Genomic DNA, 17,931 nt, shown 5'->3' with positions numbered 1-17,931 from the left:
TGCGACTCAGGCTGCGACAGGTTGCAGGTTTTCTTTTGGTTGTTTAATTAACATCCACAGGAACAGGGCGCCAATCAGATCGAAAACGCCTAACCCGATAAAGAAAAAATCGTAACCGACAACGGCGACCATCGCCCCGAGGAACAGACTGAACAGGAAGTTGCCCATGCTGCCAGTAAAGGCGGCGAAACCCGTGGCAGTCGCTACCTTTTGCTTTGGAAATAAATCCGATGACATGCTGATCACTGTGATGGAAAGGCACTGGTGAGCAAAACCGGCAATGCAGAATAATGCGATGGCAACATAGACATTGCTGACAAAGCCGACGCCCGCCATTGAGAGCATGAGCAGAGCCGCAAACGTAAAGGTAATACGCTTGGCGTTAATGATATGGATGCCGCGATTATTAAGGAATTTGGAGATATAGCCTGCGGCCAGGCAGCCCAGGTCGGCGGTTAAGAAGGGAAGCCAGGCAAACATCGCTATCTCACTAAGATTCATATGACGAACCGTGACCAGATAGAGTGGCATCCAGTAATGCAGCGTGCCCCAGGCGGGATCAGCCATAAAACGGGGTAATGAAATTGCCCACAAATTCTTGTCTTTAACCATTGAGCCTAAAGTGGTTTTTTCCTGTACATCCTGAATCTGATCTTCCAGCACCTCAGCATGTTCGGCGGCGATCAATGCCGGATGACTTTCCGGTGGACGATAACAAACCAGCCATAACACCGCCCAGACAATCCCCATCGCGCCGGTGACGACGAAGGACATTTCCCAGTTGTAATTGATGATAGCCCAGACCACTAATGGTGGGGCAAGCATGGCGCCGACGGAGGTACCCAGGCTGTATATGCCACAGGCGAGGCCTCGCTCTTTGGCGGGAAACCATTCGGACGTGACTTTCATCCCTGCGGGGTTAAAGGCGGCTTCGGTCAGACCCAGGCCTCCGCGTAGTGCAGCAATCGGCAGCCAGCTGCTGAACAGTGCCGTCAGCATGTTGCACAAAGACCAGATGGTTGCGAGAACGGCGAAGCTGATGCGTAATCCAAATTTATCGATAATGAAACCACAGGCAATACCGCCGATGGCGTAGGTGAACGGAAATACTGACACTATCCATGAATACTGCTCGCTGGATAAATGCAGGGTCCTCATCATTTCTGGAGCCGCCACGCCCAGAGTGCTTCGTGCCAGATAGTTGATGATGGTACCCACCATCACCAACGAAATAATATACCAGCGTAATTTTTTTATCTTCATGGTGGATTCCTGAAATTTTGTTGTTTTTAAAATAAAACATAGTTTCATTTTTATGTTATGTGAGAATTTAACTGCTGTTCATGATGGCTGTCACAAATCTTTATATAGAGCGATATGGATTTAATAGGTGGGGGTAATGAAGAGTAGCGGTCTCTTTAAAACACGTTAAATGGAGTCATTAATAGATGCCTTAATATGTATTTCATATTTTATGAAAAAACCATAAATTAAGTGAATATTTTACTTTGTTGCATTGACGATTTGGCTGTATAAAATGAAATATCATTTCAATTAATTTTATGATCACGATCTTATTTTTAAAACATTGTTCAATATCTTTTTTTTGGTTAATGCGTATTATCAGAATGAACTCCATGCATTAGCACTTTGACGTGTTTCAGGTGGAGAGGGATAATTCAAAATGGATTGGGGATGGGTGATGAAAAAACAGATAACTTGCTTCATTGTGCTTGCTGTTGCTGGCTTGCCGGTGGCTACTCAGGCATTAACGTTTGATGTCAGGGGCGGTTACAAAACAGGAAGTCATTCCTATGAGTCACGTTACAAAGTCAGTGAGTCATGGAATAGTGGCTGGTGGGCCAGTATTGAGACTGATAACAAAAATAATAAAAATAATGGAAGGGGAGCCAATGGGGCAGATAAGTCAGATAGTTCACACTCATTGGGTGACAGTATTACTGATTATAATGAGATTGAAACCAATTACCGTTGGGCATTTGCCGAGAAATGGAGCCTACAACCGGGGGGGATTTATCACTGGAGTAGCAAGGGAACGCAGTTAAGACCCTATATCCGACTGAATTACAAAGCCACTGCGGATACGACTTTGGGCTTACGTTACCGTTATGATTACAACACGTATGAGACAGTAAATGATAACAATGAATCACATCGAGACAGTGTAAATCGCTTCGATCTGTATGTGGGGTATAAGTTCAATGACCAGTGGAGTGCTTTATACCAGGGAACGGCATACAAACATGCGAGTAACGATTATAACTATAAAAATAATAAATCCTGGGCTGCGGAACATGCCTTTACCTTACGCTATAAATGGAATAGCTGGTTCAGTCCTTATGTAGAGTACGACTACCTCGATCAGCAGGGATATTATGAAGGTGAAGACAATATTTCCGAATCACGCTATCGAATTGGTATGACGTTCACGCTGTCATAATGTGCATAACGGATCTTTTTCTTAAACGATGCACACTGAAACGGGTAGGGTGCTATTCCACGCTACCCGAGTCTGCTAATGCCGACGTTTAGCCACCAGCGTGAACTTATAATCGTCGCTTTTAAATGCATTTCGGCTGTATTCAAAGACCCGTCCGTCGTTAAGAAAACCTCGGGAGATTTTTTCGAGGATGGGCTGGTTCGGATCTAACGCGAGTAACGTCGCTATTTCTTCCGACGGCATGATCGGCACAATTTCCTGTTCGCTGCGGTCGATAACCATCTTTTTAACGGCTTCGATAAAATGATATTTGGAGTTTTCCATCACCTGCCAGGTGAGATCGGGAAACAGCGCCAGAGGCATCCAGGTTTCTTCCAGCGTTACCGGCTTTTGCTGGATAAAACGCACCCGTTTGACGTGCCAGATTTTCGCCCCCACCGCGACCTGCAGTTTTTCCGCCAGGTCCTGACCGGCGTCAATCGCCTCGAACACTCTTACGTCGCTGTGCGTTTCCACATTTCGGTCAATCAGCTTCTCGTAAAAGCTGGTGAGCTGATAAATATCGTAATTGACCCGCTCGGCCTTAACGTATGACCCGCTGCCCTGAATGCTCTCAATAATGGCTTCCTGTGTGAGTTGTTTCAGCGCCTGGCGCACGGTCACGCGGCTTACGGCAAATTCATCCTGTAGGGCAGACTCGGTGGGCAGGGCATCGCCTGGCTTCAATTCACCGCGTTGTACACGCTCACGCAGGGTATCGGCTATCTGCCGATACATCGGTTTCTTGGTCATGTTGTCTGCCTTCTCACTGCATCATTAATACGAATTATGCCTGCATGTGGGAACTTGTAAATAATACAAATTAAATACAAATTATTTGTTTAAGAGAAAATGATCACATAAATGTATTGTTTTATCTGGCAAGATCCTCCCAACTGAATGGCCGACTGGCCGTTTTTACACATTTACAGTGAGGATCGTGATGAACCTGACGACGTTAACGCACCCGGACGCGCTCTGCTTGCAGGCAAATTTTGCCAGCCGCGATGAAACGATCCGCGCCCTGGCAGAACGGCTGGCAGCGCTCGGTAAAATTTCCAGCCTCGATGAATTTCTTCGGGATGTGTTTGCCCGTGAAAGTGAAGGGCCGACCGCGCTCGGTGAAGGCCTGGCGGTACCGCACGGTAAAAGTCTTGCCGTAAATGAAGCGGCGTTTGCCGTGGCGACACTCCCTCAGCCGATTCTGTGGGAAGGCGTGGACGGTGAGGAAGAGGTTAACCTGATTGTGCTGCTGGCTATCCCGCCCGCGCAGGCGGGTTCCACGCACATGCAGCTGCTCACGGCGCTGACGTCCCGGCTGGTGGACGACGATGTGCGCGCCGCCGTGTGTGCGGCCACCTCGGCGGAACAGTTATTACAGGTGCTGGACGCGCCGTCGGATATGGCAGACACGCACGTTGTGAAAAATGCCCCGACTATCATCTGCGTTACCGCCTGTCCGGCAGGTATCGCGCACACCTATATGGCGGCCGAATATCTGGAAAAAGCCGGGCAAAAGCTCGGCATAAATGTCTGTGTCGAACGACAGGGCGCGAACGGAATCGAAAACCGCCTGACCGCCGAACAGCTGAATAATGCTCAGGCCTGTATATTTGCGGCAGAAGTGGCAATTAAAGAATCGGAACGTTTCAACGGTATTCCGGCCCTTTCGGTGCCGGTTGCTGAGCCGATTCGCCATGCCGAAGCGCTAATTCAGCAGGCGCTGGCGCTGAAACCTTCCACCGAACGGCGCGACGTTCAGTCTGAAAATCACGACACCAAAAGCCTGAAAACCGAACTCAAACAGGCACTGCTGAGCGGGATCTCATTCGCCGTGCCGCTGATCGTTGCGGGCGGAACGGTGCTGGCGGTGGCGGTTTTACTGGCGCAAATGCTCGGTTTGCAGCATTTGTTTGACCAGGAAAACTCGTGGTTGTGGATGTACCGCAAACTGGGCGGCGGGATGCTCGGCATATTAATGGTGCCGGTGCTGGCGGCGTACACCGCGTATTCCCTGGCGGATAAACCCGCGCTGGCACCGGGCTTTGCGGCCGGGCTTGCGGCGAACATGATTGGTTCAGGTTTCCTCGGCGCGGTTGTGGGGGGCTTGATCGCCGGGTATCTGATGCGCTGGGTGAAGAACCATATCCGGCTGAACAATCGCTATAACGGTTTCCTCACTTATTACCTCTATCCGGTTCTCGGTACCCTCGGCGCTGGCAGCCTGATGCTGTTCGTGGTTGGTGAACCCGTGGCGTGGGTAAACAACGGGTTAACGGCATGGTTGAATGGCCTGTCGGGCTCCAACGCACTGGTGCTGGGCGCGATCCTCGGCTTCATGTGCTCGTTCGACCTGGGTGGCCCGGTGAATAAAGCAGCCTACGCGTTTTGTCTCGGGGCGATGGCCAACGGTGTGTATGGCCCGTACGCCATTTTTGCCTCGGTGAAAATGGTTTCGGCCTTCACCGTCACCGCTTCCACCATGATTGCGCCTCGTCTGTTTAAAACGTTCGAAATTGAAACCGGCAAATCGACCTGGCTGCTCGGTCTGGCGGGCATTACCGAAGGGGCAATTCCGATGGCGATTGAAGATCCGCTCCGGGTGATTGGCTCGTTTGTGCTGGGCTCGATGGTGACCGGCGCGCTGGTGGGCAGCATGAATATCGGTCTGTCGACGCCGGGCGCCGGTATTTTCTCGCTCTTTTTACTGCACGATGGCGGTCTCGGCGGCGTGCTGGCCGCGGTGGGGTGGTTTGCCTCAGCCATTGTTGGCGCGGCTATCTCCACCTGTGTGCTTGTCCTCTGGCGTCGCCAGGCAGTCAAAGCCGGTAAATATATTCCCGACAGTGTTATGCCTTAACAGAACAGGAAACGAAGATGAAAGCTGTATCTCGCGTTCACATCACCCCGCACATGCACTGGGACCGTGAGTGGTATTTTACCACCGAAGAGTCGCGCATTTTGCTGGTCAACAATATGGAAGAGATCCTGACTCGTCTGGAGCAGGACCCGGAATACAAGTATTACGTGCTTGATGGGCAGACCGCTATTCTCGAGGATTACTTTGCCGTTAAACCGGAAAATCACACCCGCGTTAAGGCGTTGGTTCAGGCCGGAAAGCTGATTATCGGGCCGTGGTATACGCAAACGGATACTACGGTTGTGGCCGGAGAATCGATAGTCCGCAATTTGATGTACGGCATGCGCGATTGTTTGTCGTTCGGCGAGCCGATGAAAATTGGCTATCTGCCGGACTCCTTCGGCATGTCGGGCCAACTGCCGCATATCTATAACGGCTTTGGCATTAAACGGGCGATGTTCTGGCGCGGCTGTTCGGAGCGGCACGGCACGGACAAAACGGAGTTTCTCTGGCGCAGTCAGGACGGAAGCGAAGTGACTGCGCAGGTATTACCGCTGGGCTACGCGATTGGTAAGTACTTACCGGAGGATGAAGCAGGCCTGCGAAAGCGTCTCGATAACTATTTTGAGGTGCTGGAAAAAGCCTCGCAAACCAACGAGATTTTGCTTCCGAATGGTCACGATCAGATGCCGCTCCAGCAGAATATTTTTGCGGTGATGGATAAACTGCGAGAAATTTATCCGCAGCGTGAATTTGTGATAAGCCGTTTTGAGGAGATCTTTGAGCGGATTGAGCAGCAGCGCGATGCGCTGGCGACGCTCACCGGGGAGTTCAACGACGGCAAATATATGCGCGTTCACCGCACCATCGGCTCAACGCGGATGGACATCAAAATCGCCCATGCGCGAATCGAAAACAAAATTGTCAATGTGCTCGAACCGCTGGCGGCGCTGGCCTGGACACTCGGTTTTGAATATCATCACGGCCTGCTGGAAAAAATGTGGAAGGAGATCCTCAAAAATCACGCCCACGACAGCATCGGTTGCTGCTGTAGCGACAAAGTGCACCGGGAAATCATGAGCCGCTTCTGGCTGGCGGAAGACATGGCCGACAGCCTGGTAACCTTCTACATGCGTAAAATCGTCGACAACATGGCGCACAGCGAGGGCGACAAGCTGACGCTATTCAACCTGATGCCGTGGCCGCGTGATGAAGTGATCAACACCACTATCCGCCTGCGTGCCAGCCAATTCCGCCTGACTGATAGCGATGGTCAGGATGTGGCGTACTTTATCCGGGATAAACGCGAAATTGACCCAGGGCTGGTGGATCGCCAGATTGTCCATTACGGCAACTACGAGCCGTTTATGGAATACGACGTTCAGCTGTGTCAGGTTCTTCCAGCGATGGGCTGGCTGACGCTGCACGTACTGCCGGGCGCGGAAGGGCAACAGGCGAACGTGCCGGAACAGAGCGATGCGCTGCTGGAAAACAACGCCTGGCGAATCACGCTTAACGCGGACGGCACGCTGAAAATGGAAGATAAGGAAAGCGGGCTTGTTTATGACCGCGTGCTGGAGTTTGAAGACGGTTCTGACGACGGCGATGAGTATGACTACTCGCCGTCGCGGGAAGAGTGGTTACTTACCAGCGCGAAAGGCACACATCAGCACTCGGTGAAGCATGATGCGTGGCAGAGCAGGGCGCTGATACGTTCTACGCTGGCGGTACCGCTCAATCTGGCGGAACGCTCAGCGCGCCAAGCCAGCGGGTCGCTGGCCTGCGAAACCACCATCACCCTCAGCCATCACGGCCGTCGGGTGGAGTTTGATGTGAAGGTGCTGAATCAGGCAGACGATCACCGCGTACGGGTACGTATTCCCGTCCCGTATAAAGCGGAAAGTGTGCTGACGGATACCCAGTTTGGTTCGCTTAATCGCCCGGTCCAGGATCCGGCGATGAACGTCTGGCAGGCAGAGGGCTGGAAAGAGGCGCCGGTGCCGGTGTGGAATTTCCTCAACTATGCCGCGCTTCAGCAAGGGCCGAATGGGCTGGCGCTGTTCACGGAAGGTCTGCGCGAAGTGGAAATTATCGGTGAAACGCAAAGTGCCTTCGCCCTGACGTTGCTGCGTGGCGTGGGGCTGCTGGGTAAAGACGATTTACTGTTACGCCCTGGGCGTCCTTCAGGCATCAAAATGCCGGTGCCGGATTCCCAGGTACGCGGCGAACTGCATTGCCGTTTCAGCCTGCTGCCGTTCAGCGGCTCGGCGTTGAATGTCGGCGTGGCGCAGCAGGCGCGCAGTTGGCTGACGCCAGTGCAGTGCTACAACAAAATCCCGTGGGATGCGATGAAACTGAACCGGACGGCAATTACCGCGCCGGAAACGTTCAGTCTGTGTACGCTCCCGGCCACGGGGTGTCAGCTCAGCGCGTTGAAAAAGGCGGAAGACGACGAGGCGCTGATTATTCGGTTGTTCAACCCCTCCGACAGCGAATGCTGTGAGTCGGTAATGAGGTTTAATCATCATCATCCGGTGTGCGTGGAAACGGGCATGGATGAGGAACCACTAGGGGAGGGGGGTCACATTCCTGGCGAGCCGCTGCGTTTCAGACCAGGACAATCACGGACCTGGCGTATCAGGATTGATGAATAACTCCGCAAACGATACCCGACCACGCAATGCGTGGTCGTTGTTGTTTTATCCGATAATCACCTTGCGGTGTTATTTTTAAAACCCATTGTGGTGAATGAAATGTAATAAAAAGCAGCTATACTTATCCGCTGAAAAAAGGGGAAAGTCTTTTACCTGCTCCCGGATCCCACCCTTCACAACACCGTATCGCGACGGTGGTTAAAAATGAATGACCTCTCATTCTAATTTGTCCTTATTTGATAACCGTCTACGCCATCATAAAAACATGTTTTTAACATTGATTTTACCATGCGCCATCAAATGCATACACAATTAACATGCAATTGTAAAATTGATTTAAATCAAGATGTAAACCTTGGAAAAATGCGCGATAAAGCGGTAAATTGTCGCGGATCAAAGTGGTCGAAATGAGTCATCTTAGCTATATATTGATCAACGTCGAAAAACGTAAATCCGACTCAATAAAAACCTGTTTATTGTAAGGGTTTTACGGCGTAATATATTCAAGGGATCAATTTGGGTTTTTTATTAACGTATTTGTAACCTTTGCTCATCGTCGTTTTCACATCGTGACAACGGCAGCGAAGCGGGAAGCAAATCAATTTGTATTGGGGCATGCGTGTGAATCCTTTCTAACGGGGTTCACTCTCGGAGTCTTCATGCGATGAGCAAGGAGTCATGATGTTAGATATAGTCGAACTGTCGCGCTTACAGTTTGCCTTGACCGCGATGTACCACTTCCTATTTGTGCCACTGACGCTCGGTATGGCGTTCCTGCTGGCGATTATGGAAACGGTTTACGTCCTTTCCGGCAAACAGATTTATAAAGATATGACCAAGTTCTGGGGCAAGTTGTTTGGTATCAACTTTGCGCTGGGTGTGGCTACCGGTCTGACCATGGAGTTCCAGTTCGGGACTAACTGGTCTTACTTTTCTCACTATGTGGGCGATATCTTCGGTGCGCCGCTGGCCATTGAAGGTCTGATGGCCTTCTTCCTCGAATCCACCTTTGTAGGTCTGTTCTTCTTCGGTTGGGACCGTCTGGGCAAAGTCCAGCATATGGCGGTGACATGGCTCGTTGCGCTGGGTTCAAACATGTCCGCGCTGTGGATCCTCGTCGCGAACGGCTGGATGCAAAACCCCGTCGCCTCCGACTTCAACTTTGAAACCATGCGCATGGAAATGGTGAGCTTTTCTGAGCTTATCCTGAACCCTGTTGCACAGGTGAAATTCGTTCATACCGTGGCATCCGGCTACGTTTGTGGCGCAATGTTCATCCTGGGTATCAGTTCCTACTATATGCTGCGTAACCGCGACTTCCCGTTCGCCAAGCGCTCTTTCGCCATCGCGGCGAGCTTCGGTATGGCGGCTATCCTCTCCGTTATCGTGCTGGGTGATGAATCCGGTTACGAAATGGGTGACGTGCAGAAAACCAAACTGGCCGCTATTGAAGCTGAATGGGAAACGCAGCCGGCTCCGGCGTCGTTTACGCTGTTTGGTATTCCGGACCAGGATGCGCAGGAAAACCACTTCTCAATTCAAATTCCTTACGCGCTGGGCATCATTGCTACCCGCTCGGTCGATAAACAGGTTACTGGCCTGAAAGACCTTCTGGCGCAGCATGAAGAGCGTATCCGTAACGGGATGAAAGCTTACTCTCTGCTGGAACAGCTGCGTTCTGGTTCTAAAGATCAGACCGTTCGCGATGAGTTCAACAGTGTGAAAAAAGACCTGGGTTACGGTCTGTTGTTGAAACGCTATACCCCGAACGTCTCTGACGCGACGGAAGCACAGATTCAGCTGGCGACCAAAGACTCGATTCCTCGCGTAGCGCCGTTGTACTTCGCCTTCCGTATCATGGTTGGCTGCGGCATCATTATGCTGCTGATTATTGCGGCGTCGTTCTGGTCGGTGATTCGTAACCGTATCGGTCAGAAAAAATGGCTGCTGCGCACCGCGCTGTACGGGATCCCGCTGCCGTGGATTGCTATCGAATCCGGTTGGTTTGTGGCGGAATATGGCCGTCAGCCTTGGGCTATCGGTGAAGTTCTGCCAACCGCTGTGGCGAACTCATCACTGACGACCGGCGATTTGCTTTTCTCGATGCTGCTTATCTGTGGTTTGTACACCGTGTTCCTGGTGGCTGAAATGTTCCTGATGTTCAAGTTTGCACGTCTGGGACCAAGCAGCCTGAAAACCGGTCGTTACCACTTTGAGCAGACCCCAGCGTCTACTCAGCCGGCACGCTAAGACAGGAGTCGTCAAATGTTCGATTATGAAGTATTGCGTTTTATCTGGTGGCTGCTGGTTGGCGTTCTGCTGATTGGTTTTGCGGTCGCTGACGGTTTCGACATGGGGGTGGGCATGCTCACCCGTTTCCTCGGTCGTAACGACACCGAACGTCGAATCATGATCAACTCCATCGCCCCGCACTGGGACGGTAACCAGGTGTGGCTGATCACCGCAGGCGGCGCGTTGTTTGCCGCCTGGCCGATGATCTACGCTGCGGCGTTCTCTGGTTTCTACGTGGCGATGATTCTGGTGCTGGCATCATTGTTCTTCCGTCCGGTCGGTTTTGATTACCGTTCCAAGATTGAAGACACCCGCTGGCGCAACATGTGGGACTGGGGCATCTTCATCGGTAGCTTCGTTCCACCGCTGGTGATTGGCGTAGCATTCGGTAACCTGCTGCAAGGCGTTCCGTTCCACCTCGATGAGTACATGCGTCTTTACTACACTGGCAATTTCTTCCAGCTGCTGAACCCGTTTGGTCTGCTGGCCGGTATTGTTAGCGTGGCGATGATCCTGACTCAGGGCGCGACCTACCTGCAAATGCGTACCGTTGGCGAGCTGCATCTGCGTGCTCGTGCGACTTCTCAGGTTGCAGCGTTGGTTACGCTGGTGTGCTTCGCACTGGCAGGCGTTTGGGTGATGTACGGTATTGATGGCTACGTGGTGAAATCTGCGCTGGACCATACGGCGCCGTCTAACCCGCTGACCAAGGAAGTGGTTCGTGAAGCAGGCGCATGGCTGGTGAACTTCAAAAACATGCCGATTCTTTGGGCAATCCCAGCTCTGGGTGTGATTCTGCCGCTGCTGACTGTTGTCATGTCACGTATGGAGAAGGGCGCCTGGGCGTTCATCTTCTCTTCACTGACTCTGGCGTGCATCATCCTGACTGCCGGTGTAGCCATGTTCCCGTTCATCATGCCTTCTAGCACCATGCTGAATGCAAGTATGACCATGTGGGATTCCACCTCCAGCCAGTTGACGCTGAACGTGATGACTTACGCGGCCATGGTGTTCGTTCCGATTATCCTGCTTTACACCACCTGGTGTTACTGGAAGATGTTCGGTCGTATCACCAAAGAAGACATTGAACGCAACACCCATTCTCTGTACTAAGTAAGGAGCAACGTATGTGGTACTTCGCATGGATTCTGGGAACGCTGCTTGCTTGTGCATTCGGTGTGATCACCGCACTGGCGCTCGAGCACATTGAGTCTGGACAACAAGAAGATCATTAATGAGTAAAATTATCGCGATGTTATATGCGGTAATGGATAAGGGCCCGTTACGGGCCCTTTCGTTACTGATGGCACTGGTTTTAGCAGGGTGCGTTATCTGGGACCCGTCGTGCTTTGCGGCGAAAACCAGTGAACTGGAAATTTGGCACGGTTTTCTGATCATGTGGGCCGTTTGTGCTGGAGTGATTCATGGCGTCGGTTTTCGCCTGAAGGCGATTCACTGGCAGGGCATTTTCTGCCCGCTGATTGCCGACCTTGTTCTCCTCGCCGGACTGTTTTTCTTCTTCGCCTGATTCAGAAACATCCGTTAATCGTTATGGGCTTGTTCAAGCCCATAAAAATTTACTCTCCGTTTACTTTCTCCCATTCCAAACCAGCATTCCCGCGCGTATAGTAGCGAAGTTTGAAAGGCCTACACATTTGTTGCATTACCGGGATGTAAAGTGAATACAACGCTATATACAAAATCATTCATGATGCGTCGAGGCGGCAAGACCGGGAATCCCCTGGAACTTACATCAGTAAGTGACTGGGGTGAGTGGTCGACGCCAACAAAGAGGCAGCCTGAATGAGTCAGTATATATTTCGATGGCCGGTTCGTGTCTATTACGAAGACACCGATGCCGGTGGTGTGGTTTACCACGCCAGCTACGTCGCTTTTTATGAAAGAGCACGCACTGAGATGCTGCGCCACCATCACTTTAGCCAGCAGGTTCTGTTGGCTGAACGCGTTGCCTTTGTGGTACGCAAGATGACGCTGGAGTATTTCGCCGCTGCAAGACTCGATGACATGCTCGAAGTCCAAACGGAAATTACAGCGATGCGGGGCACCTCTCTCGTGTTCACGCAGCGGATTGTCAACGCAGAAAACAAGGTACTCAACGAAGCTGAAGTACTGATTGTCTGTGTTGATCCACTCTTAATGAAGCCTCGTGCGCTTCCCAAGTCTATTGTCGCGGAGTTTAAGCAGTGACTGACATGAATATCCTTGATTTGTTCCTGAAGGCGAGCCTTCTGGTTAAACTTATCATGTTCATTTTGATTGGTTTTTCAATCGCATCCTGGGCAATCATCATCCAGAGAACGCGCATCCTTAACACCGCCAGCCGCGAAGCTGAAGCGTTTGAAGACAAGTTCTGGTCTGGGATTGAACTCTCTCGTCTGTATCAGGAGAGCCAGGGCCGTCGCGATAATTTGACCGGTTCAGAGCAAATTTTCTACAGCGGTTTCAAAGAGTTTGCGCGTTTGCATCGGGCGAACAGCCATGCGCCGGAAGCTGTCGTGGAAGGGGCCTCGCGTGCGATGCGTATCTCCATGAACCGCGAACTGGAAAACCTTGAAAACCACATTCCATTCCTTGGCACCGTGGGTTCCATCAGCCCGTATATCGGCCTGTTTGGTACGGTGTGGGGGATCATGCACGCCTTCATCGCGCTCGGCGCGGTAAAACAGGCGACGCTGCAGATGGTCGCACCGGGTATAGCAGAAGCGCTGATCGCTACGGCGATTGGTCTGTTCGCGGCAATCCCGGCGGTAATGGCGTACAACCGCCTGAACCAGCGCGTGAATAAACTGGAGCTGAACTACGACAACTTCATGGAAGAGTTCACCGCGATTCTGCACCGTCAGGCATTTACCAGCAGCGAAAGCAACAAGGGGTAAGCCATGGCCAGAGCACGTCGTGGACGCGGACGTCGCGAGCTGAAGTCCGAAATTAACATCGTTCCGCTGCTTGATGTGTTACTGGTGCTGTTGCTGATCTTCATGGCGACAGCGCCGATCATTACGCAGAGCGTGGAAGTTGATCTTCCAGATGCAACAGAGTCGCAGGCCGTCAGTACCAACGACGATCCGCCGGTGATTGTGGAAGTTTCCGGAATCGGACAGTACAGCGTCAATGTGGGTCAGGATAAGATGCCACAATTGCCGCCAGAGCAGGTGGTGGCTGAAGCTCAGCGTCATCTGCAAGAAAATCCGAAAACCGTCTTCCTGATCGGTGGCGCGAAAGATGTGCCTTACGATGAAATCATTAAAGCGCTGAACCTGTTGCACAGCGCGGGTGTGAAATCAGTGGGTTTAATGACCCAGCCAATCTGACCCGCCTGACAGGCTAACAGTTTTTGGGAACCGAGAGTGTCAAAGGCAACCGAGCAACAAAACGAAAAGCTTAAACGCGCGATCATCGTTTCAGTCATTCTGCATATCATTTTGATTGCACTGCTGATTTGGAGTTCGTTCGATGAGCACATAGATGCTTCGGCAGGCGGAGGCGGCGGCTCGTCTATTGACGCGGTAATGGTCGATCCAGGTGCGGTCGTTCAGAACTATAATCGTCAACAGAATCAGCAGGCCAGCGCGCGTCGTGCCGAAGAGCAGCGTGAAAAACAGGCGCAGCAGCAAGCGGAAGAGATGCGTGAAAAGCAGGCTGCGGAACAGGAACGCCTGAAACAGCTCGAACAAGACCGTCTGAAGGCACAGGAAGAAGCCAGTAAGCAGGCCGATGCGCAGAAGCAGGCTGAAGAGTCTACGAAGAAAGCGCAGGAACAGCAGAAGCAGGCGGAAGAAGCCGCAGTAAAAGCCGCTGCATTGGCGAAAGCCAAAGCAGATTCACAGGCAAAAGCTGCAGCAGAAGCGGCGAAGAAAGCCGCTGCGGATGCACAGAAAAAAGCCGAAGCGGAAGCAACGAAAGCTGCTGCGGATGCACAGAAAAAAGCAGAAGCCGAGGCGGCGAAGAAAGCTCAGCAAGACGCTGAGAAGAAAGCCACCGCGGATGCCGCGAAGAAAGCCGCTGCCGCTGAAAAAGCGGCTGCGGCGAAAGCAGCTGCCGCAGAGAAAGCCGCCGCCGATAAAGCGGCTGCGGACAAAGCTGCCGCTGCTGAGAAAGCAGCAGAAAAAGCTGCCGCCAAAGCCGCTGCGGCTAAAGCTGCCGCAGCCAAGAAAGCAGCCGAAGCAAAAGACGCTTCTGGTGTTGACGACCTGCTGGGTGATCTCAGCTCAGGTAAGAATGCACCGAAAACCGGTGGTGGGGCGAAAGGCTCCGGGACGCCTTCGAAAGATAGTGGTACTAGTGGTGCAAATGGTGGGGCGACAGGCGCGGATATCAGCGCTTATGCCAATCAGATTAGTAAGGCGATTCAAAGTCGTCTCTATGATGCAGGGCTTTACGCTGGACAACAGTGTGACTTGCACATCAGTCTTGCACCTGACGGTACGTTGAAAAGCATCACGTCTGCTGGAGGCGATCCTGCTCTATGTCAGGCGGCGTTAACAGCGGCCAAGACAGCGACAATTCCTAAACCGCCGAGTGAGGCTGTTTACGAAAAAATCAAGAATGCCACACTGGCTTTCAAACTGTGATTTCTCACAGCGAAAGCCTGAATGTTGGCTAATGTAAGTCACAGGGTTTTGGTAGTTTTGTGTATTTGAGTTTGTTAACATTCTGCTAAATTATCGTGGGCTTTCCGCCTGGATAAGGGAGATATGATGAAGCAGGCATTACGAGTAGCATTTGGTTTTCTGATGCTGTGGGCAGCTGTGCTGCACGCAGAAGTACGTATCGAAATCACTCAAGGGGTGGACTCGGCACGCCCAATCGGCGTTGCGCCATTTAAATGGGCAGGCCCAGGTGCCGCCCCTGAAGATATCGGCGGCATTGTGGCGGCTGACCTGCGCAATAGCGGTAAATTCAACCCGCTGGATCGCTCTCGTCTGCCACAACAGCCGGGTAGCGCACAGGAAGTTCAACCGGCGGCATGGTCTGCACTCGGCATTGATGCCGTTGTTGTAGGTCAGGTTACGTCAAACCCGGACGGCTCTTACACCGTTGCTTACCAGCTGGTGGATACCGGTGGTGCGCCGGGTACCGTTCTGGCTCAGAACTCATACAAAGTGAACAAGCAATGGCTGCGTTATGCGGGCCATACTGCCAGTGACGAAGTGTTCGAGAAGCTGACCGGTATTAAAGGTGCGTTCCGTACTCGTATCGCTTACGTGGTGCAAACCAACGGCGGCCAGTTCCCGTATGAGCTGCGTGTGTCTGACTACGATGGTTACAACCAGTTTGTGGTTCACCGTTCTCCGCAGCCGCTGATGTCTCCGGCGTGGTCTCCGGATGGCTCTAAGCTTGCGTATGTCACCTTCGAAAGCGGTCGTTCAGCACTGGTTATTCAGACGCTGGCAAACGGCGCTATCCGCCAGGTTGCTTCGTTCCCGCAGCACAACGGTGCACCAACGTTCTCACCTGACGGTTCTAAACTGGCCTTCGCATTGTCGAAAACCGGTAGCCTGAACCTGTACGTGATGGATCTGGGCTCGGGCCAAATCAGCCAGATTACGAACGGTCGCAGCAACAATACCGAACCAACCTGGTTCCCGGACAGTCAGAACCTGGCCTTTACCTCTGACCAGGCCGGTCGTCCGCAGGTGTATAAAGTTAATGTTAACGGCGGTACTCCGCAGCGTATTACCTGGGAAGGTTCTCAGAACCAGGATGCTGATGTGAGCTCTGACGGTAAATTCCTGGTAATGGTGAGTTCGGCTAATGGCCAGCAGCACATTGCCAAACAAGATCTGGCAGCGGGTGGCGTACAGGTTCTGTCGTCAACGTTCCTGGATGAAACGCCAAGTCTGGCACCGAACGGCACAATGGTTATCTACAGCTCTTCTCAGGGGATGGGATCTGTGCTGAATCTGGTTTCTACGGATGGGCGTTTCAAAGCGCGTCTTCCGGCTACTGATGGACAGGTTAAATTCCCTGCCTGGTCGCCGTATCTGTAATAATAATTAATTGAATATTATAGGAATCAAAGAAATGCAACTGAACAAAGTGCTGAAAGGACTGATGATCGCTCTGCCAGTTATGGCTATCGCGGCGTGTTCTTCCAACAAGAATGCAAGCAACGATCAGAGCGGCGAAGGCATGACTGGTGCCGGCACTGGTATGGACGCTAACGGTCAAGGCAACATGTCTTCCGAAGAGCAAGCTCGTCTGCAGATGCAGCAGCTGCAGCAGAACAACATCGTTTACTTCGATCTTGACAAGTACGATATCCGTTCTGACTTCGCTGCGATGCTGGACGCGCACGCAAACTTCCTGCGTAGCAACCCATCTTACAAAGTCACCGTAGAAGGTCATGCTGACGAACGTGGTACTCCTGAGTACAACATCGCCCTGGGCGAACGTCGTGCAAACGCTGTTAAAATGTACCTGCAGGGTAAAGGCGTTTCAGCTGATCAGATCTCCATCGTTTCTTACGGTAAAGAAAAACCTGCAGTACTGGGTCACGACGAAGCGGCTTACTCCAAAAACCGTCGTGCCGTACTGGTTTACTAAGAGAATTGCATGAGCAGTAACTTCAGACATCATTTGTTGAGTCTGTCGTTACTGGTTGGCATAGCGGCCCCTTGGGCCGCTAATGCTCAGGCGCCAATCAGTAGTGTCGGCTCAGGCTCGGTCGAAGACCGTGTCACTCAACTCGAGCGTATTTCCAACGCTCATAGTCAACTTTTGACTCAACTCCAGCAGCAGCTCCAGGACAACCAGGCCGATATTGATTCCCTGCGTGGTCAAATTCAGGAAAGCCAATATCAGCTCAATCAGGCCGTGGATCGCCAAAAGCAGATCCAGACCCAGCTTGATGGGATGAGCAGCGGCGCTACTGCGACGCCAGCACAGCCAGCAGCGGGCGATCAGAGTGGGACTGCGACAGCAGCCACTTCAGCGCCAGCAGCAGGCGCTGTAGCGTCCGGTGTGCCGGTGCAAAGTGGTGATGCCAATACGGATTACAACGCGGCGATAGCGCTGGTGAAAGACAGCTCTCGTCAGGATGATGCGATTGCAGCATTCCAGAACTTCATCAAAAAATACCCTGATTCGACTTATCAGCCGAATGCCAATTATTGGCTTGGACAGCTGAATTACAACAAGGGTAAAAAAGATGATGCGGCGTTTTATTTTGCCTCTGTGGTGAAAAATTACCCGAAATCCCCGAAAGCTGCAGATGCGATGTTTAAAGTCGGCGTCATCATGCAGGACAAAGGCGACACTGCGAAAGCCAAAGCGGTTTATCAGCAGGTGGTCACCAAATACCCAGGCACTGAAGGCGCAAAACAAGCGCAAAAACGCCTGAGTGGACTCTGATGCTTACGGCATGACCTGAAATTGAAGTATTTCTGGTCATGCCGCCTGAATCATAAGCAGTTAAGTGCAGTTGTTCGAAATTTTAGTTGCGCTCAAATCTGAAACCAGTAATATATGCCGCCGTTGCCAAGGGATATCAAACATCCTGAAAGCCGCGGAAATAGTGGGTCGTTAGCTCAGTTGGTAGAGCAGTTGACTTTTAATCAATTGGTCGCAGGTTCGAATCCTGCACGACCCACCAATCGTTTAGT

16 protein-coding genes and 1 tRNA gene are annotated in these 17,931 nt (G+C 52.0%); 15 read left to right on the top strand and 2 right to left on the bottom strand.

All coding sequences use genetic code 11. From position 1 onward, the window contains the following. Positions 1-6: 6 nt before the first annotated feature. The gene (locus tag MUU47_RS20555) at positions 7-1,263 is read right to left on the bottom strand and encodes an MFS transporter (RefSeq protein WP_258990005.1); all 1,257 of its coding nucleotides are present in this window, start codon (positions 1,261-1,263) and stop codon (positions 7-9) included. 439 nt (positions 1,264-1,702) lie between these two features. Here MUU47_RS20555 and MUU47_RS20550 point away from each other — a divergent pair, with 439 nt between their 5' ends. Next, positions 1,703-2,461, top strand: a complete 759-nt coding sequence (locus MUU47_RS20550) for an oligogalacturonate-specific porin KdgM family protein (protein ID WP_258990004.1) — start codon at positions 1,703-1,705, stop codon at positions 2,459-2,461. Positions 2,462-2,536: 75 nt separating this feature from the next. Here the strand turns inward: MUU47_RS20550 and MUU47_RS20545 are convergent, their stop codons facing one another. After that, positions 2,537-3,253, bottom strand: a complete 717-nt coding sequence (locus MUU47_RS20545; protein ID WP_258990003.1) for a GntR family transcriptional regulator — start codon at positions 3,251-3,253, stop codon at positions 2,537-2,539. Positions 3,254-3,443: 190 nt separating this feature from the next. Between MUU47_RS20545 and mngA the strand changes: the two genes are divergently transcribed. The 14 genes from mngA (at position 3,444) to MUU47_RS20475 (ending at position 17,921) form a co-directional block, all read left to right on the top strand. After that, entirely contained in the window at positions 3,444-5,360 is a 1,917-nt protein-coding gene (gene mngA / locus MUU47_RS20540; RefSeq protein WP_258990002.1) for a PTS 2-O-a-mannosyl-D-glycerate transporter subunit IIABC, read from the top strand. Positions 5,361-5,377: 17 nt separating this feature from the next. After that, positions 5,378-8,014: a mannosylglycerate hydrolase gene (gene mngB / locus MUU47_RS20535; RefSeq protein WP_258990000.1), complete on the top strand. Its 2,637-nt coding sequence runs from the start codon at positions 5,378-5,380 to the stop codon at positions 8,012-8,014. A 681-nt stretch (positions 8,015-8,695) separates the two neighbouring features. Then, a complete protein-coding gene (gene cydA, locus MUU47_RS20530) occupies positions 8,696-10,264 on the top strand; it encodes a cytochrome ubiquinol oxidase subunit I (RefSeq protein ID WP_258990576.1) in 1,569 nt (522 codons plus the stop codon). 15 nt (positions 10,265-10,279) lie between these two features. Then, complete coding sequence (gene cydB / locus MUU47_RS20525; protein WP_258989998.1) at positions 10,280-11,419, top strand: cytochrome d ubiquinol oxidase subunit II; 1,140 nt, start codon at positions 10,280-10,282, stop codon at positions 11,417-11,419. A 14-nt stretch (positions 11,420-11,433) separates the two neighbouring features. Then, positions 11,434-11,541, top strand: a complete 108-nt coding sequence (cydX, locus tag MUU47_RS20520) for a cytochrome bd-I oxidase subunit CydX (protein ID WP_110510082.1) — start codon at positions 11,434-11,436, stop codon at positions 11,539-11,541. Beyond that, positions 11,541-11,834 (top strand): cyd operon protein YbgE, encoded by a 294-nt coding sequence (ybgE, locus tag MUU47_RS20515; protein ID WP_258989996.1) that lies wholly within the window; start codon positions 11,541-11,543, stop codon positions 11,832-11,834. The genes cydX and ybgE overlap by 1 nt, the downstream gene beginning before the upstream one ends. A 275-nt stretch (positions 11,835-12,109) precedes the next feature. Further along, positions 12,110-12,514, top strand: a complete 405-nt coding sequence (gene ybgC / locus MUU47_RS20510; protein WP_110510079.1) for a tol-pal system-associated acyl-CoA thioesterase — start codon at positions 12,110-12,112, stop codon at positions 12,512-12,514. Then, positions 12,511-13,203: a Tol-Pal system protein TolQ gene (gene tolQ / locus MUU47_RS20505; RefSeq protein WP_159774136.1), complete on the top strand. Its 693-nt coding sequence runs from the start codon at positions 12,511-12,513 to the stop codon at positions 13,201-13,203. Before ybgC ends, tolQ begins: the two co-directional genes overlap by 4 nt. Before the next feature lie 3 nt (positions 13,204-13,206). Then, complete coding sequence (gene tolR / locus MUU47_RS20500) at positions 13,207-13,638, top strand: colicin uptake protein TolR (RefSeq protein WP_110510077.1); 432 nt, start codon at positions 13,207-13,209, stop codon at positions 13,636-13,638. Between the two features lie 36 nt (positions 13,639-13,674). Beyond that, positions 13,675-14,898 (top strand): cell envelope integrity protein TolA, encoded by a 1,224-nt coding sequence (gene tolA, locus MUU47_RS20495; protein WP_258989995.1) that lies wholly within the window; start codon positions 13,675-13,677, stop codon positions 14,896-14,898. Between the two features lie 126 nt (positions 14,899-15,024). Further along, positions 15,025-16,317, top strand: a complete 1,293-nt coding sequence (gene tolB / locus MUU47_RS20490) for a Tol-Pal system beta propeller repeat protein TolB (protein WP_258990574.1) — start codon at positions 15,025-15,027, stop codon at positions 16,315-16,317. Between the two features lie 34 nt (positions 16,318-16,351). Then, positions 16,352-16,873: a peptidoglycan-associated lipoprotein Pal gene (gene pal, locus MUU47_RS20485; RefSeq protein ID WP_258989994.1), complete on the top strand. Its 522-nt coding sequence runs from the start codon at positions 16,352-16,354 to the stop codon at positions 16,871-16,873. Between the two features lie 9 nt (positions 16,874-16,882). Then, the gene (gene cpoB / locus MUU47_RS20480; protein WP_258989993.1) at positions 16,883-17,680 is read left to right on the top strand and encodes a cell division protein CpoB; all 798 of its coding nucleotides are present in this window, start codon (positions 16,883-16,885) and stop codon (positions 17,678-17,680) included. A 165-nt stretch (positions 17,681-17,845) separates the two neighbouring features. After that, a tRNA-Lys gene (locus MUU47_RS20475) sits at positions 17,846-17,921 on the top strand. Positions 17,922-17,931: the final 10 nt, after the last annotated feature.

Origin of the sequence: Scandinavium hiltneri (assembly GCF_024764835.1) — a bacterium.
GTDB lineage: Bacteria > Pseudomonadota > Gammaproteobacteria > Enterobacterales > Enterobacteriaceae > Scandinavium > Scandinavium hiltneri.
This window is presented reverse-complemented; position numbering and strand designations above follow the sequence as displayed.